Raw genomic sequence first — 20,102 nt, 5'->3', positions numbered from 1 at the left:
CCCGCCGCGCCCGCGCGATCAGCGCCCGAACAGCCCGCGCAGGCCCTTCTCGACCTTCTCGCCCAACTGCGAAGCCGCCGACGCGCCGGGCAGCGACACGCCCGCCGGCGTGACCGAGGGCTGGTCCAGCGTACCCGCCACCTGCAGCGGCACTCCGGCGACGGAGCCCAGTGGCCCGGCCGTCAGCTGGGCGTTCACCCGGCCGTTCAGCGAGCGGTCGGCCGCCAGCGTCACGTGGCCGGTGGCCGAGAGCAGGCCGGAGTTGGCGACCAGATTGGTCAGCTGCACCACGCGGCCCTGCGTGGCCACCTGCCCGGTCAGCGTGTCCAGCGCCGTCTGGCCGCTGCGGCTGACGCCCAGCGTGCGCACCGCCTGCGCCAGGTCCACGCCCTGCAGCACCGCGTTACGCACGGTGAAGCGGGTCTGGCTGCGCAGCGCGTCGGCCAGCGCGGCGGGATCGCGGAAGTCCGCCTGCAGCGTGGTGCGTGCCTCCAGCTTGCCCGTGAGGGTGCGGCTGGGCGCCGTGAGCGCCGACACCTCGACGCCGTTGGTGGCCAGTTCGCCCGACAGCCGCCAGGCGCCGCTGCGCTGCGACTGCAGGCGCAAGGGCCCGCTGATGGTGCCGCCGCCGATGTCCGCCCGCAGCTGCCAGGCCTCGGCCTCGCGCTGCAGGCGCGCCTTGGCGCCGGCAAAGCGGCCCGCCACCACGTCCACGCGCAGCGAGCGCGGCAGCGGCTCGCTCTCGAACGCCACCTCGGCATCGACCGTCAGCCGCTGCGACTTGGCATCGACCCAGGTCACATGATCCAGCACGATGCGCCGCGGCAGCATGGGGCCCGCGGCATCGGCCGCCGGCTTGGCGCCGCCCGAGGGATCCTGCTTCTGCAAGCGCGTGGCCAGGGCCACCAGCCCCTGCTGCGGCAGCACCGCGTTGCGCACCACCAGCGCGTCCAGCGCCGGCTGGCCGGCCAGCAGCGAGGACCAGACCGGGCGCGCCTCGACGCGCTCCAGCGTGAGCGCCGGCCGGGTCTGCACGCGCACGTCCTGCACCGCCACCGAGGGCAGCGGCCACACGGCGATGTCGATGCCCCCCAGTTGCACCGTAACGCCCAGCGCCTGCGAGGCCTGCTGCTGCGCCCGCTGGCGGAAATCGTCGCTGGAGGCCCAGCGCCACAGCCCGAACAGCGCCACCGCCACCAGCAGCACCAGGCCGAGCGCGAGGCCCAGCAACCACTTCATCCCAGCTCGCATGTGCGGATTGTCGCAAGGCCTGCCGCAGCAAGGAATCCGTGGCCGGGCTAGCATCCCCACTTCCCGATTTCCGACTGCATTTTTCCAACATGAAGCTTTATTACTCACCCGGCGCATGCTCCCTCTCGCCCCACATCGTGCTGCGCGAAGCCGGCCTCGCCTTCGAGCTGGTGCTGGCCAGCACCAAGTCGCACAAGCTGCAGGACGGCACCGACTACTACGGCATCAACCCGCTCGGCTACGTGCCGCTGCTGGAACTCGATGACGGCACCCGCCTGCGCGAAGGCCCGGCCATCGTGCAGTACGTCGCCGACCAGGTGCCGACCAGGAACCTGGCGCCGGCCAACGGCACGCTCCCGCGCTACCGGCTGCAGGAGTGGCTGACCTTCATCGGCACCGAGGTCCACAAGTCCTTCACGCCGCTGTTCATGCCGGCCATGCCGGAGGAAGGCAAGCAGATCTTCCGCGACCGCATCGCCGGCCGCCTGCAGTGGGTCGATGGCCAGCTGGAAGGCAAGCAGTACCTGATGGGCGATTCGTTCAGCGTGGCCGACGCCTACCTGTTCGTGGTCACCAACTGGGCCAAGCCGATGAACCTGGACCTGACCGCGTACAAGCACCTGCTCGCCTGGCGCGAGCGCATGGCGGCCCGTCCGGCCGTGCAGGAAGCGATGAAGGCCGAGGGCCTGCTCAAGTAGTCGCCGGGCGGGGCAGCGGCTGCTGGCGCCACGCCAGCAGCGCCCCCACCCACAGCGCGCCGGCCGAATACAGCAGGCCGCGCGCCAGTCCGCCCGGCCCGTCGGCGATCCAGCCGACCACGGTCGGGCCCACGATCTGCCCCGCGGCGAACACGATCGTGAAGGCGCTGATCCCGCTGGCCCAGTGCGCCGCCGCCAGGTTGTGCCGCACCAGCGCGGTGGTCGAGGCCACCACCGACAGGAACACCCCGCCGAACAGCAGTCCCGAGGCCAGCACCAGCGGCCAGGCGGACGTCAGGGCCGGCATCACCGTCGCCACCCCCAGCAGGCCATTGAGCAGCGCCAGCGGCTGGCCGCCGTGGTAGCGATCCAGCAGGCCGGCCCACAGGCGCGAGGACGCGATCACCGCCACGCCCAGCAGCGCGTAGAACAGCGTCACCCGGCCAGGACCCGCGCCCTGCTCGCGCAGCAGCGCGATTACGAAGGTCATGTAGCCGATGTAGCCGACCCCGAACAGGCTGTAGCCGGCCAGCCCGGGCCCGAAGTCGCGCCACGCGAACGGCCGCGCACCGGCATCGGCGTGCGCCGAACTCGCGCCCGGCCCGGCGCCCGCCAGCACGCGCGCCGGCCATGACAGCACCAGCGTGCCGACGACGCAGGCCAGCGCCAGCACCCACCAGGCCCAGGCCCAGCCGTGCGCAACGGTTGCGGCCGCCTCCAGCACCACCGGCACCAGCAGCGCCGACAGCGTGATCCCCAGCCCGGTGCCACCGTAATAGAGCCCGAGCAGCAGCCCGCCCCGCTGCGGCTGCAAGCCGGCCAGCCGGGCGGCCAGCACCCCGCCGGCGATGAAGACGAAGGCACTGGCGACACCGGCCAGCAGGCGCTGCAGCAGCAGCGGCGTGGCCTCGATGAAGAAACCGGACAGGGCCATGAACAGGCTGGCCAGGACGGACCCCACCAGCAGCAGGCGCGAGGCCCCGAAGCGCGCCATCAGCCACGGCGTGGCCAGCGCCCCCAGCAGGTAGCCCAGCGCGTTGGCCGTGTTCATGCCGCCGGCCAGCGCATACGACCACTGCAGGTCCGCGCGCATCGGCGGCAGCAGCAGCGCGTAGGCGAAGCGCGTGATGCCCAGCGACACCGCGGCGCCGAGCGACAGGGCGATGGCGAGGGTGATGTGGGGAATCGGCGCCATCGGTTCTGCTCGGCCGCCATTGTCGGCGATGGCACGGATCGCATCGGCTTGCAAGCCGCGGGCCTTTGCCGGGTCCGCTACGCTTCCAAGCCAAAGAACAAGGACCCGCCCTTCATGCCCACTCTGTTCGATCCCGTGCGCGCCGGCGACCTGGCGCTTCGCAACCGCATCGTCATGGCCCCGCTGACGCGCAACCGCGCGCCCGGCGCCGTCCCCAACGCGCTGATGGCCGAGTACTACGCGCAGCGCGCCAGCGCCGGCCTGCTGGTCACCGAGGGCACCGCCGTCAGCCACCAGGGGCAGGGCTATGCCGACGTTCCGGGGCTGTACGCGCCCGAGCAGCTCGAAGGCTGGCGGCGCGTCACCGAGGCCGTGCATGCGCGCGGCGGCTGCATCGTCACCCAGCTGTGGCACGTCGGCCGCGTCTCGCACGTGGCGCTGCAGCCCGGCGGCGCGGCGCCGGTCGGACCCTCGGCCATCGCGGCCAAGACCAAGACCTTCCTGATCCGCGACGGCGCCGTCGGCTTCGTCGAGACCTCGACGCCGCGCGCGCTGCAGGCACAGGAGCTGCCCGGCATCGTGGAGGACTTCCGCCGCGCCGCGCGCGACTCGGTCGGCGTCGCCGGATTCGACGGCGTCGAGTTGCACGCGGCCAACGGCTACCTGCTGGACCAGTTCCTCAAGCGCAACGCCAACCAGCGCGACGACGCCTACGGCGGCTCGATCGAGAACCGCGCCCGCCTGCTGCTCGAGGTGATGCAAGCCGTGGCGGAGGCCGCCGGGCCGGGGCGCACCGGCATCCGCCTGTCGCCGGTCACGCCGGCCAACGACATCCACGACCCCGAGCCGCAGCCGCTGTTCGAATACGTGCTGCGCCAACTCGCGCCACTCGGATTGGCCTACGTGCACGTGATCGAAGGCGCGACCGGCGGGCCGCGCGAACTGCCGGATCGCCCGTTCGACTTCGACGCGCTACGGCGCGCCTATCGCGATGCGGGCGGTCGCGGCGCCTGGATGGTCAACAACGGCTACGACGCCGCCCTTGCCGATCGCGCCCTGGCGCATGGCGCCGACCTGGTGGCGTTCGGGCGCAGCTACATCGCCAATCCCGACCTGGTGGAGCGCCTGCGCACCGGCGCCCCGCTGAACCAGCCCGACCGCGCCACCTTCTACGGCGGCGGTGCGGCCGGCTACACCGACTACCCCACCCTGGTCGCCGGCTGAGCTGGAGAAATCGCCAACCGTCCGCATCTGGAAACGATGAACACCCTCGTCCAACACCCGCGCCGCGTCGAGCGCGTGGTCACCGGCCAAGCGACGCAGGACGGCGCCGGGGTCAAGCTCACCCGCCTGCTGACGCAGGACCTGCAGCGCCGCCTCGATCCCTTCCTGATGCTGGACAACTTCGCCAGCGACGACCCCGACGACTACGGCGCCGGCTTTCCCGACCATCCGCACCGCGGCTTCGAGACGGTCACCTACATGATCAGCGGCCGCATGCGGCACCGCGACAGTGGCGGCCACGAGGGCCTGCTGCAGAACGGCGGCGTCCAGTGGATGACAGCCGGCCGCGGCCTGGTGCACAGCGAGATGCCCGAGCAGGAAGAAGGCGTGATGGAAGGCTTCCAGCTCTGGCTGAACCTGCCCGCGCGCGACAAGCTCTGCGAGCCCTGGTACCGCGACATCCAGAGCGCCGAGATCCCGGAAGTGCGCACGGCCGAGGGCGTGACGGTGCGCGTGATCGCCGGCGAAAGCCAGGGCGTGCGTGGCAGCGTGCAGCGGGAGGTCACCCGGCCGCTGTACCTGGACCTTCACTTCGGCACCGATCCGGCCCAAGGCCTGGTGCAGGCGCTGCCCGCCACCCACAACGCCTTCGTCTGCGTCTACCGCGGCAGCGTGCAGGTGGGCGAAGGCGAGCAGGCCACCGTGGTCTCGCGCGGCCGACTGGCGGTGCTGGCCAATGAAGGCGACGGCGTGCTGCTGCGACCGGCGCCGGGCACAAGCGAACCGGCGCGCGCGCTGCTGATCGCCGGTGCACCGCTGCGCGAGCCGATCGCGCAGTACGGCCCGTTCGTGATGAACACGCGGGAGCAGTTGCTGGAAGCGGTCGAGGACTTCAACCGCGGCCGCTTCAGCTGAGCAGCGAGCGCTACTGGCTGGGCGGGGCCGGCGGTCCTTCGACCGGGGCGGGGCCCGCGCCGGCTTCGTGCAGGTTGTCCCAGCCGCGCGCCTCTTCCAGCACGCGCGCCACGTTGTGGCGGATCGCCGAGGTGACGCCGGTGCGGCGCTCGGCCGCCTCGAAGGCGTCGCGCTGGGCGCGCACGCGCGACTCGTGCAGCACGATCGCGCCGGTGCTCTCCCGGTCCTCGGCCGGCAGCGGCTCGACGTCGCTCAGCACCAGGCCGGGCACCGGATGCGGCGGCGCGTTCTCGATCTCCTGCGGCTGGGCCGACTGGCCCTGCGCGACCAGGGCAGCCGCGGCCAGCAGCACGAAGGCCGCCAGCTGCCACGCGTGCGCCCGGTCCAGGGTCCTGTGTACGCCATCCATGGGCCCATGCTGGTGGCACCGCAGCGTTCCGTCTGTGGCCGCCGGCGAAGTCTTGTCGTAGGACGCGCCCCCCAGCCGTTCGAGGCCTTGCACCCCTGTCACGTCAGATGGGCAGCCTTTACATACTCGCTACCTTGGACGCATGGATCACTTACAGGTGGCCGCGAGACTTGCTTCCAACCTGAGGCGGATGGACCGCAGGCTCTTCGGAAAGGAAGGAAGACCATGAAACTGAACGTTCGCAGGCACGTGCTGGCTGCTGCCCTGGTGGCCGGTGTCACCGGCGTCACCGCCGTCAACGCCGTCGCGCAAGCCCAGCCGCCCGTGAATGCAGAGGGCAAGCACAGCCATCGCTTCGACCGCTCCAGGATGGTCGAGCGACACAACCAGCGCCTGGCGGACCTGAAGCAGAAGCTGCAGGTCACCCCGGAGCAGGAAGCGGCTTGGACCAGCTTTGCCAATGCCATGCAGCCGCCGGCCCAGCGGCAGCGGCTGGACCGCCAGGCGCTGGCGGGCATGAGCACGCCGGACCGCCTGGACCACATGCGCGCTTTGCGCGAGCAGCGCAACGCCGAGATGGACCGGCGCGCCGAAGCGACCAAGGCCTTCTATGCGCAGCTGGGTGCCGAGCAGAAGAAGACCTTCGATGCCGAGACCGCGCGCATGTTCCAGCGCGGCGGCCGCCACATGGGGCGGCACCACGGCTGAGCCGCAGCGCCGCTCGCGGCGCCGCATGCGAAAAAGCCTGCACGGCGGACCGTGCAGGCTTTTTTCATGGTGACGACCGGTTCGGTACGCTCAGTACAGCATCGGATCGTCCGGGTTTGCGTTCGGGCGGCCGCCCACCATGGTGCTGGCCTCGCCGGCACCGTGCGGGACGCGCTGGACCAACTGCTCGCGCGGATAGAGCACGCGGGTGCCGTCCACCACCGGGTTGTGGGTCGACATGTTCGGCACGCCGTTGGTCATGGTGCTGGCCTCGCCGGCGCGGGTCGGGATGTTGCTGGTGACGGTGGCGCTGTAGTTGGGAATCACGCGCGCATCACCCGGCGCGCCGAGGACGGCGGTATCGGGCGCCGAGGCGCTGTCCAGCGGGACATCGGTGGCGCTGGTCACCGGCGGGTGCTGCAGCAGCGGATCGTTGCTGGTGGCCATGTTCGGCTGCCCGTTCGTCACGGTGCTCGCTTCACCGGCGTTCACCGGCACGTCGCTGGTGGGCGCGGCCGTGCCGTGCGCCAGTGTGTGGTCGGCATAGGCGCCGCCGGCGGCCAGCAGGCCGGCCAGCAGCAGGGAGGCGGTTGTCCTGGCTCGTTGCATGGTGTGGTCCTCTCGAGTGATCAAAAAGCAGCGCCCCAGTCAGGTGGGGCGTGAGGAAACCTTAGCTCCGGGTGCGGGTGCGCAGTGACGGACGCGCGTCACGGCCCCTGTAGGACGGGTGGGTTCGGCGCCGCGAGCAGGAACCTCGGCGCTTCGTGGGCCTGCGTCAGAAGCGGGTGGCGTAGCGCAGCATGACCAGGTCGACGCCCGGATTGGGGTCTTTCAGTCCGGCATTGGAGGTGTGCTGCCAGCGCAGGCTGACCTCGTGCTCGCCCGCGCGGCCGAAGCTGTGGCCCAGCGCGAGGTTGTCGCTGAAGTTCCAGCGCGACCCCTGGTTGCGCGCCGGAGTGACGAACCGGCGGTCGATCACGGACAGGCCGATGCCGGCCTCCACGAACCAGGGCGAGCGGCCTTCGGCGAAGCGGTAGCGCAGCATGGGCACCACACCGACCTGCGTGAAGCCCTGGTGGCCGCCGCCGAAGCCGCGTGCGCGCCAGTGGCTGGCGAACAGCTCCGTGCTGGCGGTCAGTTCGCCGCCGCCGGCCTGCCGGCTCCAGCGCCAGGGCCAGACCAGGCCCAGGCTGCCGGCCCGCAGGCCCGACTCGCCCCCGCCGCCCTGCACGTACAGCCCGGCCGGCCGCAGTTCCTGCGCCCAGGCGGGGGAAGGCGCCAGCGTGGCAAGGAAGGCAGCGCTGGCGAGGACGGCTCGGAGGGCGGCGATCGGCATGGGAGGCAGGCGCGGTGGAGGCAAGCCAGCATTGTGGGCCAATGCGCAGCGCCGCAGGCCCGCGCCCGGCGGCGTCGCACGCCCTTTCCCAGCGTGCGCCGCGTCCTTCCCTGCCTGCCGTCCTACACCCCACCGCAGAGCGGGCCGGTACAAGGTTTGCTGCAGGGAGACCAGCACGACGGCCATGACAGAGATCCCGGCGAATGCCGCGCCGCTGACGGTGATGACGGTCAACATCCACAAGGGATTCACCTTCTTCAACCGCAAGTTCATCCTGCCGGAGCTGCGCGATGCGGTCCGCAAGGTGGGCGCCGACGTGGTCTTCCTGCAGGAGGTGCTGGGCACGCACGAAGGGCACGGCCGCAGGGTGGTCGACTGGCCGGACGGCCCGCACTACGAGTTCCTGGCCGACACCATCTGGCCGCAGTACGCCTACGGCCGCAACGTGGTCTATCCCAAGGGCGACCACGGCAATGCGCTGATGTCCAAGTTCCCCATCGTGAGCTACCAGAACCACGACGTGTCCCTGCCCGGACCGGAAAAGCGCGGCCTGCTCCACTGCGTGCTGCGGCTGCCCGGCCAGGCCATCGACGTGCATGCCATCTGCGTGCACCTGGGGCTGGCCGAGTCGCATCGCGTGCAGCAGCTGGAGCTGCTGTGCGACATGGTGCGCAGCGAGGTGCCCGACAACGCGCCGCTGATCGTCGCCGGCGATTTCAACGACTGGCGCCGCCGCGCCAACGTCGTCCTGGAGCGCGAGATCGGGCTGCGCGAGGTGTTCGTCAACGCGTATGGCGAGCCGGCGCGCACCTTCCCTTCGCGCTTTCCGATCCTGTGCCTGGACCGCATCTACGTGCGCAACGCCTCGGTCCACCTGCCGGTCGTGCTGCCGCGGCGGCCCTGGTCGCACCTGTCGGACCACGCGCCGCTGGCCGCCGAGATCCACCTGTGAGGGGACCCATGCAACCGCGCTGGTACGACGGCAACCGCTTCACCCTGCTGGAGAACGGCGAGCAGTTCTTCCCGCGCGTGTTCGCCTGCATCGCCAACGCCCGCAAGGAGGTGGTGCTGGAGACCTTCATCCTGTTCGAGGACAAGGTCGGCCTGCAGCTGCACGAGGCGCTGGTCGCCGCCGCCCGGCGCGGCGTGCAGGTGGACGCCACCATCGACGGCTGGGGTTCGCCGGACCTGTCGGAGCGCTTCATCGCGGACCTGTGCGAAGCGGGCGTGCGGCTGCACGTGTTCGATCCCGGCCCCCGGCCCTTCGGCCTGCGCCCCAACCTGCTGCGCCGGCTGCACCGCAAGATCGTGGTGGTCGACGGCGAGGTCGCCTTCATCGGCGGCATCAACTACTCGGCCGACCACCTGGGCGACTACGGACCGCAGGCCAAGCAGGACTACTCGGTGGAGGTGCGCGGCCCGCTGGTCGGCGAGATCCACCGCTTCGCCCACGCGGCGCTGGCCGCCGGCTCGCGCCACAACCCCACCCGCCGCTGGTGGCGCTGGCGCCGGCAGGCGCGCGCGGCGCCCGAGCAGCTGCCGCATGCGGGCAGCGCCCGCGCGATGCTGGTGACGCGCGACAACGGCCGGCACACCACCGACATCGAGCGCCAGTACCGCATCGCGATCCGGGCCGCGCGCGAGCGCGTGCTCATCGCCAACGCCTACTTCTTCCCCGGCTACCGCCTGATCCGCGACCTGCGCCGCGCCGCGCGCCGCGGCGTCGACGTGCGGCTGATCCTGCAGGGCACGCCCGACATGGCCATCGTCAAGGTCGGCGCCAGCGCGCTCTACAGCCACCTGCTCAAGGCCGGCGTGCGCATCTACGAGTACTGCGACCGGCCGCTGCACGGCAAGGTCGCGCTGGTGGACGACGAGTGGGCGACGGTCGGCTCCAGCAACCTGGATCCGCTGAGCCTGCAGCTGAACCTGGAGGCCAACGTCGTCATCCGTGACCGCGCCTTCAACGCCGAGCTGCACGAGCGGCTCGACGCGCTGCTGAGGCAGAGCTGCCGCCAGGTGCTGCCGGAAGCGCTGGAAGGCGCGGGCGGGCTGCTGCATCTCGTGCGCAGCTTCATCGCCTTCCACCTGGTGCGCATCTACCCGACGGTCAGCGCCTGGCTACCGCGCCATCGCCCACGGCTGATCCCGGCCGTGCCCGGCCCGGTCACGGCCGGCGGGCCGACGATCGTGGAGGAGCGTCGATGAGCACGCGCTCGATACGCACGGCCGAATTCGACGCGCCGCACGGCGTGCACGGTCCCCCCCACCGGAAACACCCGGTGCGCAACCCGGCGCGCGAGGGCACCCGCCTGAGGCAGCGTCCCTGGTGGCCGCACGTGCGGCGCGGCGCTTCGCTGCTGTTCTTCGCGCTGGTAGCCTGGCTGCTGTGGCGCTACGGGCGCAACATCGCCTGGGACGACGTGCTGCAGTCGCTGCGCGAGCTGCCGCCACCGGCGCTCGCCGCCGCGGTCCTGCTCGCCGCGGCGAGCCACCTGCTGTACGCCTGCTTCGACCTGATCGGTCGGCGCTACACGCGCCACACGCTGCGCACCGGCATCGTGATGGCGGTCACCTTCATCAGCTACACCTTCAACCTGTGCATCGGCTCGCTGGTCGGCGGGGTCGGCTTCCGCTACCGGCTCTATTCGCGGCTGGGGCTGAAGACGGGCGTGATCACCCGCATCGTCTCGATGAGCATGCTGACCAACTGGCTGGGCTACAAGCTGCTCGCCGGCTTCCTGTTCCTGGTGCACCCGTTGGCCCTGCCGCCCGAGTGGCACATGGGCAACCACGGGCTGCAATGGATCGGCGCCGGGCTGGTGGCGTTGTCGCTGGGCTACCTGCTGGCCTGCTGGAAGATGGGCGACCACGTGTGGAACTGGCGCGGCCACGAGCTGTACCTGCCGCCGTGGCGCATGGCCGTGGTGCAGATGACGATCTCCTGCATCAACTGGAGCCTGATGGCCGGGATCATCTGGGTGCTGCTGCAGCGCCAGCTCCCCTACACCGACGTGCTGACGGTGCTGCTGGTCGGTGCGATCGCCGGCGTGGTGCTGCACGTGCCGGCCGGGCTGGGCGTGTTCGAGGCCGTGTTCATCGCGCTGCTGGGCCACCGCATCGGCGAGGGTCCGCTGCTGGCCGCGCTGCTGGGCTACCGCGCCGTCTACTACATCGGCCCGCTCGTGATCGCCGCCCTGCTGTACCTGGTGATGGAGGCGCGCGCGCGCCGGCTCAAGCGCCGTGCCCACATCGGCCGGCCGCAGCGGCAGGGAGCATCGCCGTGACGCGAAAACCCCCCGCCAATACGCGCGCCACTGCAGGGCCGGAGGCATGACCATGCCGATCCTGTCCGGCGACACCGACCTGGCGGGCTTCCGCCGGCAGGCGCGCGAACTGCTGGCGCACCAGGTGCCGCCGGAGGACGTGCAATGGGAAACGGTGCACACCCTCACCGACGACCTGGCCGCCGAGCCCGCCGATGCGGCCGAGCCCCGCCCCGACCTGCCGCGGGCCGCCGCGGCCATCGTGCCGGCCTCCTTCATGCGGCTGGTCGAGATCGTGGTGCTGCACCAGGATCCGCAGCGCTTCGCCCTGCTGTACCGGCTGCTGTGGCGGCTGGTGCACGAACCCGGGCTGCGCGGCAATGCGCTGGACGCCGACATGCTGCAGGCCCAGCAGATGGCGCAGTCGGTCAGGCGCGAGATGCACAAGATGAAGACGACCCTGCGCTGGCGCGCGGTGCCCGCCGGCGCGCCGCCGGAGGAGGCTCTGCACCTGGCCTGGTTCGAGCCGACCCACCACATCGTCGAGGCGCTGGCGCCATGGTTCGCGCGGCGCTACCCGACGCTGCGCTGGGCCATCCTGACGTCGCAGCGCTCGGTGTACTGGGACGGCCAGCGGCTGCTGTTCGGCCCCGGCGCCCAGCCCGGCGACGACCCCGGGCCCCAAGGCAGCGACGAGCGCTGGCTGGCAGCATGGCAGCGCGTGTTCCGCCAGCCAGCCGGGAACGCCACCGCGATCGACGGCGCACCCGCGCCGGAAAGGAGCGACACCATGGCCGCACGCAGCGCCGCCACATCGGCCAGCCCGATCCCGCGCCCGGTCGCCGCCGAACCCGCCGACACCCTGGCCAGCGACGGCATCGCCTCACTGGACGAGCTCAAGGCCGCCACCCAGCGCTGCCGCGAATGCCCGATCGGTGAGCACGCCACCCAGTCGGTCAACGGCGAAGGACGCCTGCACGCGCCGCTGATGCTGGTGGGCGAGCAGCCCGGCAACCAGGAAGACCTGCAGGGCCACCCCTTCGTCGGCCCGGCCGGGCGCCTGCTGGACCGCGCGCTGGAGACGATCGGCCTGGCGCGCGACATCGTGTTCGTGTCCAACGCCGTCAAGCACTTCAAGTTCGAGCTGCGCGGCAAGCGCCGCATCCACAAGACGCCGAGCCAGCGCGAGGCTGCGGCCTGCCGGCACTGGCTGGAGGACGAGATCGCGCTGGTGCGGCCCAAGGCGCTGGTGGCGCTCGGCGCCACCGCGGCCCGATCGCTGCTGGGTCGCAGCGTGTCGGTCACGGCCGAGCGGGGCCAGTGGCTGGAGCGCGCCGACGGGCTGAAGGTGCTGGTCACCCTGCATCCCTCGGCCCTGCTGCGGCTGCTGCCCGAGGACCGGGAGGCCGGCTTCCAGGCCTTCGTGGCCGACCTGCGCAAGGCGAAGACGGTGCTCTGACGCGGCCTGGACGGAGCGCGGCCTCACTCGACGCTGTCGATCCCCCCGACACCCCGGCGCGCCCGCTCGATGCTGCGGCGCATGCCACGCTCGGCCTTGTCGGCCGGACGCTGCTGCTTCTCGATGCCGCTGCCGTCGCCGCGGCGCGGCGCGACATCCACCCCGCCGCGATCCTTGCGCGGTTCCAGTTCGCGATCCGGCGTGCTGGGCAGTTCGCGGTCCGGGCTGGGCGGCCGATCCAGCCCAGGGTCGCGCGGAACGGCCGGGCCGCTGTCCTCGCCCGGGCGCCGGCGTGGCAACTGCAGACCGCCACCCTGGTCTTCGGTGCTCTGCGCGCCCAGGCCGCCCTGCGGCGGGCCGGACATCGCGCCAAGCCCCGACTGCGCGCCGGCGATCGCGGGCCGGCCTTCGAAGGTGGCGGCCGAACCGGTGCTCTGGCCATGCGCGTCGGACAAGGTCAGCAAGGCCACCACCAGCACCGCCGCGGCGGCGGCCCAGTGCCATGGCGAGTGGTGCATCTTCATGGCGCTCTCCTGCAGCTTTCCGATGCAGCCCAGTGTCGGCCCGGCCCTGCGCAGGCACGAGCCGTCGACGGCCACAGAACGCGTAGGACCCGGCTGTCCGGGCCGCAGGCGGCCCAGCCCTACAAGCGCCGGCGAAGCGCTCCGGCTTACGCGGCGGCCCCGGCCCCCGATAAACCCAGCCATGGCCACCTCCACCATCGTGCGCGTGCAACGTGCCTTCGACTGCACGGCCGAGGCGATCTACGACGCCTGGCTGGATCCGCGCATGGCGCGGCAATTCTGGTTCGCGACGCCGCCTGCCGGCGAAGTGATCCGCTGCGACATCGAGCCCGGCGTGAACGGCCGCTTCACCATCGTCGACCGCCGGCCGCTGGAAGCCGACCCGTCGCGCCATCTCGACGTGGAACACACCGGCCGCTTCCTGCAGCTGGACCGGCCGCGCCGCATCGCCTTCACCTTCGGCTTGCCGCAGTTCCAGTCGCACGAGACCGCGGTGATCATCGACATCGAGCCGCAGGGCGACGGCTGCCAGCTCACGCTGCGCCACGACATGGGACCGGCGGACGAGGAAACGCGCGAGATGCTCGAGCGTGCCGAGGAAGGCTGGGGCCGGGTGCTGGCCAACCTGGAGCGGGCGCTGAAGGGCTGAGCCACTCGGGCGCGCCATCCGGCCGCCCAAGGGCCAGGGTCTGGTTTGTCCTGCCGTGAACCGATGGTCAGCCGGCGCCGCGGGGGCCGCGCCCGGCACCCTTGCCTCCGGTGCGGGCTTCGACGACGTTCTGCGGCCCCGCGGTGATCTGGCGGTCATGGCGGCTTTGAGGCGTGCGCCGGCCCTCGTTGGACTGCGTGGGTGCCTTGTCGCCCTGCTTGTTGTGGTCGTTGGCGTACTTGCCGCTCAACGGCGCCTGCCGGTCCTGCGGACGGACGGACTGCACGCTGCGGCGGCGCGACTGCTCCTCGACCGCGGCGGCGCTGCCGACCATGCCCGACTCGGGGTGTTTGGCGCGGCTCTGTTCCTGCCGCAGGAAATCCTGCTTCTTGCTCATGGCTTGTGCTCCATGCGGGGGTGTTCGTGGGTGGTGCCGGCGTGCTCCTCCTTGCCGCCCTCCGGCTCGGCGATCCTGCGATGCACCTGCGCCACCGTCTGGGCCGGCAGCACCTTGGAGGCCGCCACCTGGACCTTGTTGCGCCAGCCGGTCACCACGTCGGCCTCGCCCTGCAGCATGGCATCGAAGCCGAGCCGCGCGACGTAGGCCGGGTCGTCCTTCTTCATGCTGGAGCCGGCCCGCGTCGCCGTCATGTGGGCGCGGTCGAAGAAGTCGGTGTCGGTCGGGCCGGGGATCAGCAGGCTGACCGTGACCCCGGTGCCCTTGATCTCGTTGCGCAGCGCGTGCGCGAACGAATCGACGAAGGCCTTGGTGCCGTTGTAGACCGCGTGGAAGGACCCGGGCTGGAAGCCCGCCACCGACCCGGTGACCAGCACCCGCCCGCGGCCGCGCGCCACCATGCCGCGCACCACGTGCTGCAGCAGGTAGAGGGTCCCGGTGATGTTGGTGTCGATCACGTGCTGCAGGTCGCCGAAGTCCTGCTCCAGGAAGGGGCCGGCCAGGCCGTGTCCCGCGTTGGCCATCAGCACGTCGACCTCGTGCCCCTGCAGCGCCTGCACCAGCTGGTCCACGCCCTGCCGGCTGGCCAGCTCGGCCTGCACCGTGTGCACCTGGCGCGCGCCGGCCGCCTTGAAATCGGCAACCGCCTTCGCCAGCGGCCGGTCGGCGGCCACCACCAGGTCATGGCCATGCTGCGCGGCGAGCAGCGCGAGGTGGTAGCCGATGCCCGAGGAAGCGCCGGTCACCACCGCCAGCGGGCGCGGCGCCTTGAGATCGTCCATGGAGTTGCTCCGTCGTGTTGCGGACGATTCTGGAAGCGCCCGCATCCGCAGGCTGTCAGACGGCGCCCCGCGCCGATGCGCTCGATGGCCGGTACGGCCTCAGAACGGCCGCACGCCGATCAGCCAGGCATGGCCCCAGAAGGCGAACACGAGGAAGGCGATCACGCCGATCACGATCGTCGAGGCCGTGCCGGCCACCGTGCCCGCCGCGTACTCGACGCGGTTGGCGCGATCACGCTGGCGCGCCGCGCGAAAGCTCAGCACCGCCCACAGCAGGAAGGAACCGAACAGCAGCACGTCGGCCAGCGTGCCGTTGGCCAGCAGGTGCGCGAACGCCCACAGCTTCACGCCGAGCACCATGGGATGGTGCAGCCGGGCCTTGATGGCATTGCGCGGCACATAGGCGGCCGGCAGCAGCACGAAGGCGACCAGCACCAGCAGCGCCGCGACGTGGTTCATGGCCCGCGGCGGGGTCCACAGCACGACCGGATCCTGCCGCGCCAGTCCGTAGCCCCAGACCAGCAGCACGAAGCCGGCCAGCGACAGCACCGAGTAGATCGCCTTGTAGGGCTTCTCGCCGAGGCGATCGATCCAGCGCCGGCGCGCGCCCTCGGCGAACACGCGCGTGGAGTGGACACCCAGGAACAGGACCAGACCGATCAGCAGCAGCGCCATTCCCACCTCCTCGACAGTCGGGAACCGGATTGTGCTCTGGGTGCCTGCACGGCGCAGCCGGCACTGCCAGAATCGGTCTCCGTGGCCGGAACGCACAGCCTTCCCACATCCGGGCCCGGGCGTCCGCTGAGGGCTCTCGCGATTGGCTTGCTCCTGAGCGCCGGCTTCATCGGCCTGCGGCTGTCGCTGCGGCCCTTGCTGCAGGACGAACCCCCGCTGATCCTGCTGCTGGCCGCCCCCATCCTGGCCGCCTGGTTGGCCGGCTTCGGCGCCGGCGCATTTGCCACCGCGGTCTGCGCCGCCGCCGAACTGCTGTGGGTGCAGGAGCCGCCGGCGATTCCGCCCGTCGAGCAGTTGCGGCTCGCCATCTTCGTGGGCTGCGGGCTGCTCTCGAGCTGGCTGATCGCCTCGCGTCGGCACGCCCTGGACGACCTGCGCGTCGAACACGACCAGCTGCTGACCGCGCGCGAGAAGCTGGCCGTGCGCGAACGGCGCGTGCGCGAGACGCTGGAAGCATCGCCCTGCGGAATGATCGTGGTCGGCGCGCAGGGGCGCATCGAGCTGGTCAACCGCGAGGCCGAGCGGCAGTTCGGCTACACGCGCCAGGAGATGGTCGGCATGCCGATCGAGGAGCTGCTGCCCCAGGACGAGCGCGCCGCCCATGCCCGGCTGCGCGAGGTCTACCACCACACGCCGGCGCATCGCCCGATGGGACCGGAGCGCGAACTGCACGGCCGCCGCAAGGACGGCTCGATCTTCCCGGTGCAGATCGGCCTGAACCCGGTGGAGGGCTCCTCGTCCGGGCTGGTGCTGGCCTCGGTGCTCGACATCAGCCGCCAGCGCGCCGCCGAGGCCGCCAGGCGCGAGAGCGAGCGCGTCGCGCAGGCCGCGCAGGACGCCCTGCTGGAGAACGCCGCCATGTTCCAGTCGCTGGCCGACAACATCGCGCAGCTGGCCTGGATGATCGACCGCGACGGCTCCAGCCAGTGGTTCAACCGGCGCTGGTACGAGTACACCGGCACCCGGCCCGGGGAGGCGACCGGCTCGGGCTGGCGATCGGTCCACCCCGACCACCTGGCGCGCGTCAGCGCCAAGTTCCGGCAGCACCTGGCCAGCGGCGATCCCTGGGAGGACACCTTCCCGCTGCGCGGCCACGACGGCAGCTACCGCTGGTTCCTCAGCCGCGCCTTCCCGCTGCGCGACCACGCCGGCCGCATCGTGCGCTGGTTCGGCACCAACACCGACATCACCGACCACCTGGAAGCGACGCAGGCCCTGCGCGAGTCGGACCGGCGCAAGGACGAATTCATCGCGATGCTGGCGCACGAACTGCGCAACCCGCTGGCACCGGTGCGCAACGCGGTCGAGATCCTCAAGCGCACCGACACCGGCGATGCGCGGCTGGTGCGGCTGCGCGAGATCATGGACCGCCAGGTCGGCCACATGGCGCGGCTGATCGACGACCTGCTGGACGTCAGCCGCATCGCGCGCGGCAAGCTGACGCTGCGCGTGGCGCGCTGCGACCTGACCTCCATCACCTGCCAGACGGCCGAGGACTACCGCGCCAGCCTGGAAGCCAGCGGCCAGCGAATGGTGCTGGAGGGCTGCGACGCGCCGGTCTGGGTCGACGGCGACGCCGTGCGGCTGGCCCAGATGCTGGGCAACCTGCTGACCAACGCGGCCCGCTTCCAGCAGGGGCCGGGCACGGTGGTCGTGCGCATCCGGGTGGACCCCGCGGCCGCGCGGGTGCAGCTGTCGGTGGCCGACACCGGCATCGGGATGGACGAGCAGCTGCTGGAGCGCCTGTTCAGCCCTTTTTCCCAGGCCGCCCAGGACATGGCCCGCACCCAGGGCGGGCTGGGGCTGGGCCTGGCGCTGACCCGCGGCCTGGCCGAACTGCATGGCGGCAGCATCGTGGCCGAGAGCGAGGGGCCGGGACGCGGCTCGCAGTTCCGCATCACGCTGCCGCTGGCATCGGTGGGCACGGCCGAGGCGGCCGGCAAGGCTTCAGGCGCGACCCGCGTCTGACCGCTGCATCGCCAGCGCCAGCACCAGCGAGCCCAGCGCGCCGATCGCGCCGGCCAGGTACACCGAGGACAGCCCGGCCTGCAGCGCGAGCAGCCCGCCCAGCGGACCGGCCAGGCCCATCGACAGGTCCTGGAACGCCACGTAGCCGCCCATGGCCGCGCCACGGCTCTCGGGAGGCGCACGGCGCACCGCCTCCACGCCGAAGCCCTGGAACGCCAGCGCATAGCCGCCGCCCGTGAGCGCGGCGCCGGCCCAGGCCAGCGGCTCGCTGGGCGCCCACCAGATCAGCAGCTGGCCAAGGGCTTCGACCGCCACGCACACGGCTGCCACCCGGGCGCCACCGAGCTGGTCGGGCAGGTGTCCCACCAGCAACCGGGCGAGGATGAAGCCGGCACCCAGGCTGGTGAACGCCAGGGCCGCGCTGCCCCAGCCGCGCTCCACCCACAGCAGCGCGACGAAGGCGTTGATGGCCGCATAGGCGAAGGAGGACAGCGTCAGCGCCAGCCCCGGCAGCTTGACCAGGCCCACCACCTTGTAGAACGCCGGCCGCTCGACGCGCGCCGGGCGTTCGCCATGGATGCCGGACACGATCGCCAGCGTCAGCAGCGGCACCAGCACCGTCGCCCAGGCGATGCCGGCGTAGCCCCAGCGAGCGAACACCCAGCCACCGGCGGGCGCACCGGCCGCATAGGCGCCGAACAGCGCCATGCCGATCCAGCCGATCACCTTGCCCGAGTGCTGCGGTCCGAGCCGTGCGATGCCCCAGCTGAGGGCGGCCGTGATGATGAAGGGCTCGGCGATGCCGGTCAGCAGGCGGGCCGCCACCAGCAGCAGGTACGAGATCGTCGGTTGGTCGGTGAACGCCAGCGCGATGAAGTACATCGCCCCGACGCCGCACACGCCGGCAAGCCCGAGTGGCACGGCCACCTTCGGCCCGCGTCCGTCGCTCACCTCGCCGGCCCATTTCCGGCCGACCAGGATGGAGGCGACGTACTGCGCGCCCATCACCACGCCCACGAAGAAGGTGCCTAGGCCCAGCACGTCGTACACGTGGCGCGGCAGCACCGGGAAGGCCATGCCCATGGGGAAGAAGCCCACGAAGACCGCCAGCATGAGCGGCAGCAGGGGGACGAAGGCGGACCAGAGCGATGCGCCGGTGCGCGCGGAAGGAATCGGAGTTGTTGTCGGCACGCCCGAATGGTGCCATCCCACCGGTGCAGACCAGGACATCGCCGGAAAGAACTTCTACCGGCCGACGGCCTCAGCCAGGGCGAAGGCGAAGGCGAAGGCGAAGTATTCGAAGCAGTTCCCCAAGCTGAACTTGTTCACCATCGACCAGGCATTCGGCAGGTTGGGCAGGCGACCAAGGTGCACTTTGCGGATGGGGGGAGCTTTGATGAGATCTACTCGAAGAAGTAGATTGACTTGGGAGAACGCACCGGGTGTTCGACTCAAGTCCGGTGCGTCGATCGTAGAACTAGGCGCCAATCACCCGCGCCTCAAGAAAAATGTTCTCGCGATGGAAATCCAGATACTTCCGCTGCCCAGCTGAGAACGCTCCAACGTTCTGCAGCATGCCGCTGTTGATACCCATGCGCTCGATGGCCGCCATGTCAGCAACCGGGGAGACGAGGACTTTTCCCGAATCCTCGAAGGAAATGAATCCTCGATCGAAGAGCAAATCAACATCGGGGGTCAGAAGGAAGCCATTCTCACCGTCCAATCGCTCCTCGTTGCTTGCATCGCGCCAAGGTTTGGTATGACTCGCTCGGAGGTACTCCAACTTGTCCACCTTAGTGACCCGACAACGTCTTTCCACTGCGGAGACGCGCGATCGAAAGAGACCCTGACCTCGCCTGGCAAGTACAAGGGCACTCTTCTCAGTTTCACTTGCAGCGCTCGCCTTCAGTTGTTCAATCTGGTGTTCTTCCCACTGCGCCTGTCCGGTTAGCACTGCACTCGTGATCGAATCTTCAGCACTCCAGCTCTGGGTGATTGCACGCGCCTCTGCACCAATCAAGTCGATTAGTTGACCCGCGAGAAGCGAGCCGACTCGGGTCAAGTAGACCGACTGCAATCCATTGCCATTCGGCTGTAGCGGTGAGTACTTGGTTGGAAGATAGGGCCGCAATCGATCGATATGCTCGACCGGCCTGATTGGATCCTTCAGGCGAACAAAGCGCACGTCCACCCGCCATCCAATCAAATCCCAGTACGCGCCTACTTGTCCAAACTCCATCGGCTTTGGCGCCTCGTAGGCATTCGATAGAGCGATTCCGATCGCTGGAATCCTCGTATCTGAGAACGAAAAGATCACGTCGCCGGGTGCAACTTCCTTCATGAACTCATAGAACGGATTGAGGGCACCATTCTTGTTGCGCTTGGGTGACCAGAGATAACCGCCTGCAAGCTCGTGCTTGAGGGTCTGGTTTTGGTTCACCCACCAGTAGCGCATGGAGCCGGACAATACACGGCTGCGCTGCCCATAGCCAACAACGACCGCACCGTCCTAAGTGCAATAAAAAA

21 protein-coding genes and 1 pseudogene are annotated in these 20,102 nt (G+C 70.7%); 11 read left to right on the top strand and 11 right to left on the bottom strand.

Translation table 11 applies throughout. From position 1 onward, the window contains the following. Nucleotides 1-18 precede the first annotated feature (18 nt). Complete coding sequence (locus VEC03_RS08985) at nucleotides 19-1,239, bottom strand: hypothetical protein (protein WP_324914493.1); 1,221 nt, start codon at nucleotides 1,237-1,239, stop codon at nucleotides 19-21. A gap of 101 nt (nucleotides 1,240-1,340) precedes the next feature. On the opposite strand from VEC03_RS08985, the gene gstA reads away from it, so the two are divergent. Then, complete coding sequence (gstA, locus tag VEC03_RS08980; RefSeq protein WP_324914492.1) at nucleotides 1,341-1,949, top strand: glutathione transferase GstA; 609 nt, start codon at nucleotides 1,341-1,343, stop codon at nucleotides 1,947-1,949. Here gstA and VEC03_RS08975 read toward each other — a convergent pair. Further along, on the bottom strand, nucleotides 1,942-3,144 hold the full coding sequence (locus tag VEC03_RS08975) for a YbfB/YjiJ family MFS transporter (protein WP_324914491.1): 1,203 nt from the start codon (nucleotides 3,142-3,144) through the stop codon (nucleotides 1,942-1,944). The two genes, gstA and VEC03_RS08975, sit on opposite strands and share 8 nt — an antisense overlap. 114 nt (nucleotides 3,145-3,258) lie before the next feature. Here VEC03_RS08975 and VEC03_RS08970 point away from each other — a divergent pair, with 114 nt between their 5' ends. Both VEC03_RS08970 and VEC03_RS08965 read left to right on the top strand, forming a co-directional pair. Continuing rightward, on the top strand, nucleotides 3,259-4,368 hold the full coding sequence (locus tag VEC03_RS08970) for an alkene reductase (RefSeq protein WP_324914489.1): 1,110 nt from the start codon (nucleotides 3,259-3,261) through the stop codon (nucleotides 4,366-4,368). Nucleotides 4,369-4,404: 36 nt separating this feature from the next. Continuing rightward, on the top strand, nucleotides 4,405-5,283 hold the full coding sequence (locus VEC03_RS08965) for a pirin family protein (RefSeq protein WP_324914488.1): 879 nt from the start codon (nucleotides 4,405-4,407) through the stop codon (nucleotides 5,281-5,283). Nucleotides 5,284-5,293: 10 nt separating this feature from the next. Here VEC03_RS08965 and VEC03_RS08960 read toward each other — a convergent pair whose 3' ends face one another. Further along, the gene (locus tag VEC03_RS08960) at nucleotides 5,294-5,692 is read right to left on the bottom strand and encodes a hypothetical protein (RefSeq protein WP_324914487.1); all 399 of its coding nucleotides are present in this window, start codon (nucleotides 5,690-5,692) and stop codon (nucleotides 5,294-5,296) included. 225 nt (nucleotides 5,693-5,917) lie between these two features. Here VEC03_RS08960 and VEC03_RS08955 point away from each other — a divergent pair, with 225 nt between their 5' ends. Continuing rightward, the gene (locus tag VEC03_RS08955) at nucleotides 5,918-6,400 is read left to right on the top strand and encodes a Spy/CpxP family protein refolding chaperone (RefSeq protein ID WP_324914485.1); all 483 of its coding nucleotides are present in this window, start codon (nucleotides 5,918-5,920) and stop codon (nucleotides 6,398-6,400) included. Between the two features lie 90 nt (nucleotides 6,401-6,490). Here the strand turns inward: VEC03_RS08955 and VEC03_RS08950 are convergent, their stop codons facing one another. After that, on the bottom strand, nucleotides 6,491-7,009 hold the full coding sequence (locus VEC03_RS08950) for a hypothetical protein (protein ID WP_324914484.1): 519 nt from the start codon (nucleotides 7,007-7,009) through the stop codon (nucleotides 6,491-6,493). Nucleotides 7,010-7,175: 166 nt separating this feature from the next. After that, complete coding sequence (locus VEC03_RS08945; RefSeq protein ID WP_324914483.1) at nucleotides 7,176-7,736, bottom strand: acyloxyacyl hydrolase; 561 nt, start codon at nucleotides 7,734-7,736, stop codon at nucleotides 7,176-7,178. 184 nt (nucleotides 7,737-7,920) lie between these two features. On the opposite strand from VEC03_RS08945, the gene VEC03_RS08940 reads away from it, so the two are divergent. Genes VEC03_RS08940 through VEC03_RS08925 form a run of 4 tightly spaced genes read left to right on the top strand, consistent with a single transcriptional unit; the run spans nucleotide 7,921 to nucleotide 12,461 of the window. Further along, a complete protein-coding gene (locus tag VEC03_RS08940) occupies nucleotides 7,921-8,688 on the top strand; it encodes an endonuclease/exonuclease/phosphatase family protein (protein WP_324914481.1) in 768 nt (255 codons plus the stop codon). Nucleotides 8,689-8,696: 8 nt separating this feature from the next. After that, the gene (clsB, locus tag VEC03_RS08935) at nucleotides 8,697-9,944 is read left to right on the top strand and encodes a cardiolipin synthase ClsB (RefSeq protein ID WP_324914480.1); all 1,248 of its coding nucleotides are present in this window, start codon (nucleotides 8,697-8,699) and stop codon (nucleotides 9,942-9,944) included. Next, nucleotides 9,941-11,023, top strand: a complete 1,083-nt coding sequence (locus tag VEC03_RS08930) for a lysylphosphatidylglycerol synthase domain-containing protein (RefSeq protein WP_324914479.1) — start codon at nucleotides 9,941-9,943, stop codon at nucleotides 11,021-11,023. Before clsB ends, VEC03_RS08930 begins: the two co-directional genes overlap by 4 nt. A 52-nt stretch (nucleotides 11,024-11,075) precedes the next feature. Continuing rightward, the gene (locus VEC03_RS08925) at nucleotides 11,076-12,461 is read left to right on the top strand and encodes a UdgX family uracil-DNA binding protein (protein ID WP_324914478.1); all 1,386 of its coding nucleotides are present in this window, start codon (nucleotides 11,076-11,078) and stop codon (nucleotides 12,459-12,461) included. 23 nt (nucleotides 12,462-12,484) lie between these two features. Here the strand turns inward: VEC03_RS08925 and VEC03_RS08920 are convergent, their stop codons facing one another. Beyond that, nucleotides 12,485-12,985, bottom strand: a complete 501-nt coding sequence (locus tag VEC03_RS08920; protein WP_324914477.1) for a hypothetical protein — start codon at nucleotides 12,983-12,985, stop codon at nucleotides 12,485-12,487. 181 nt (nucleotides 12,986-13,166) lie between these two features. Between VEC03_RS08920 and VEC03_RS08915 the strand changes: the two genes are divergently transcribed. Beyond that, the gene (locus VEC03_RS08915) at nucleotides 13,167-13,634 is read left to right on the top strand and encodes an SRPBCC domain-containing protein (protein ID WP_324914476.1); all 468 of its coding nucleotides are present in this window, start codon (nucleotides 13,167-13,169) and stop codon (nucleotides 13,632-13,634) included. Between the two features lie 67 nt (nucleotides 13,635-13,701). Here VEC03_RS08915 and VEC03_RS08910 read toward each other — a convergent pair whose 3' ends face one another. The 3 genes from VEC03_RS08910 to VEC03_RS08900 form a co-directional block, all read right to left on the bottom strand. Next, entirely contained in the window at nucleotides 13,702-14,031 is a 330-nt protein-coding gene (locus VEC03_RS08910; protein WP_324914474.1) for a hypothetical protein, read from the bottom strand. Continuing rightward, nucleotides 14,028-14,873 (bottom strand): SDR family NAD(P)-dependent oxidoreductase, encoded by an 846-nt coding sequence (locus VEC03_RS08905; RefSeq protein WP_324914473.1) that lies wholly within the window; start codon nucleotides 14,871-14,873, stop codon nucleotides 14,028-14,030. Before VEC03_RS08905 ends, VEC03_RS08910 begins: the two co-directional genes overlap by 4 nt. 99 nt (nucleotides 14,874-14,972) lie before the next feature. Then, a complete protein-coding gene (locus VEC03_RS08900) occupies nucleotides 14,973-15,548 on the bottom strand; it encodes an NnrU family protein (protein WP_324914472.1) in 576 nt (191 codons plus the stop codon). 147 nt (nucleotides 15,549-15,695) lie between these two features. Between VEC03_RS08900 and VEC03_RS08895 the strand changes: the two genes are divergently transcribed. Further along, on the top strand, nucleotides 15,696-17,576 hold the full coding sequence (locus tag VEC03_RS08895; RefSeq protein WP_324914470.1) for a PAS domain S-box protein: 1,881 nt from the start codon (nucleotides 15,696-15,698) through the stop codon (nucleotides 17,574-17,576). Here the strand turns inward: VEC03_RS08895 and VEC03_RS08890 are convergent. Then, nucleotides 17,556-18,767, bottom strand: a complete 1,212-nt coding sequence (locus tag VEC03_RS08890) for an arabinose transporter (RefSeq protein ID WP_324914469.1) — start codon at nucleotides 18,765-18,767, stop codon at nucleotides 17,556-17,558. The genes VEC03_RS08895 and VEC03_RS08890 overlap by 21 nt on opposite strands. 31 nt (nucleotides 18,768-18,798) lie before the next feature. Between VEC03_RS08890 and VEC03_RS08885 the strand changes: the two are divergent. Next, nucleotides 18,799-18,995 (top strand): annotated as a pseudogene (locus tag VEC03_RS08885) (sulfate transporter subunit); the annotation flags it as partial. 58 nt (nucleotides 18,996-19,053) lie between these two features. Here the strand turns inward: VEC03_RS08885 and VEC03_RS08880 are convergent. Continuing rightward, nucleotides 19,054-20,031 carry an HNH endonuclease gene (locus VEC03_RS08880; RefSeq protein WP_324914466.1) on the bottom strand — a complete coding sequence of 326 codons (978 nt, stop codon included), beginning with the start codon at nucleotides 20,029-20,031 and terminating at the stop codon, nucleotides 19,054-19,056. Nucleotides 20,032-20,102: the final 71 nt, after the last annotated feature.

Origin of the sequence: Ramlibacter sp., from assembly GCF_035627355.1 — a bacterium.
Classification (GTDB): Bacteria; Pseudomonadota; Gammaproteobacteria; order Burkholderiales; family Burkholderiaceae_C; genus Ramlibacter.
This window is presented reverse-complemented; position numbering and strand designations above follow the sequence as displayed.

Excerpts from the sequence above, each read along its gene's own strand:
- VEC03_RS08940 (WP_324914481.1), top strand. The coding sequence starts at position 7,921 with ATGACAGAGATCCCGGCGAATGCCGCGCCGCTGACGGTGATGACGGTC.
- VEC03_RS08950 (WP_324914484.1), bottom strand. The coding sequence starts at position 7,009 with ATGCAACGAGCCAGGACAACCGCCTCCCTGCTGCTGGCCGGCCTGCTG.
- VEC03_RS08915 (WP_324914476.1), top strand. The coding sequence starts at position 13,167 with ATGGCCACCTCCACCATCGTGCGCGTGCAACGTGCCTTCGACTGCACG.
- VEC03_RS08910 (WP_324914474.1), bottom strand. The coding sequence starts at position 14,031 with ATGAGCAAGAAGCAGGATTTCCTGCGGCAGGAACAGAGCCGCGCCAAA.
- VEC03_RS08955 (WP_324914485.1), top strand. The coding sequence starts at position 5,918 with ATGAAACTGAACGTTCGCAGGCACGTGCTGGCTGCTGCCCTGGTGGCC.
- clsB (WP_324914480.1), top strand. The coding sequence starts at position 8,697 with ATGCAACCGCGCTGGTACGACGGCAACCGCTTCACCCTGCTGGAGAAC.
- VEC03_RS08960 (WP_324914487.1), bottom strand. The coding sequence starts at position 5,692 with ATGGATGGCGTACACAGGACCCTGGACCGGGCGCACGCGTGGCAGCTG.
- VEC03_RS08900 (WP_324914472.1), bottom strand. The coding sequence starts at position 15,548 with ATGGCGCTGCTGCTGATCGGTCTGGTCCTGTTCCTGGGTGTCCACTCC.
- VEC03_RS08965 (WP_324914488.1), top strand. The coding sequence starts at position 4,405 with ATGAACACCCTCGTCCAACACCCGCGCCGCGTCGAGCGCGTGGTCACC.
- VEC03_RS08880 (WP_324914466.1), bottom strand. The coding sequence starts at position 20,031 with ATGCGCTACTGGTGGGTGAACCAAAACCAGACCCTCAAGCACGAGCTT.
- gstA (WP_324914492.1), top strand. The coding sequence starts at position 1,341 with ATGAAGCTTTATTACTCACCCGGCGCATGCTCCCTCTCGCCCCACATC.
- VEC03_RS08905 (WP_324914473.1), bottom strand. The coding sequence starts at position 14,873 with ATGGACGATCTCAAGGCGCCGCGCCCGCTGGCGGTGGTGACCGGCGCT.
- VEC03_RS08925 (WP_324914478.1), top strand. The coding sequence starts at position 11,076 with ATGCCGATCCTGTCCGGCGACACCGACCTGGCGGGCTTCCGCCGGCAG.
- VEC03_RS08985 (WP_324914493.1), bottom strand. The coding sequence starts at position 1,239 with ATGAAGTGGTTGCTGGGCCTCGCGCTCGGCCTGGTGCTGCTGGTGGCG.
- VEC03_RS08930 (WP_324914479.1), top strand. The coding sequence starts at position 9,941 with ATGAGCACGCGCTCGATACGCACGGCCGAATTCGACGCGCCGCACGGC.
- VEC03_RS08920 (WP_324914477.1), bottom strand. The coding sequence starts at position 12,985 with ATGAAGATGCACCACTCGCCATGGCACTGGGCCGCCGCCGCGGCGGTG.
- VEC03_RS08945 (WP_324914483.1), bottom strand. The coding sequence starts at position 7,736 with ATGCCGATCGCCGCCCTCCGAGCCGTCCTCGCCAGCGCTGCCTTCCTT.
- VEC03_RS08970 (WP_324914489.1), top strand. The coding sequence starts at position 3,259 with ATGCCCACTCTGTTCGATCCCGTGCGCGCCGGCGACCTGGCGCTTCGC.
- VEC03_RS08975 (WP_324914491.1), bottom strand. The coding sequence starts at position 3,144 with ATGGCGCCGATTCCCCACATCACCCTCGCCATCGCCCTGTCGCTCGGC.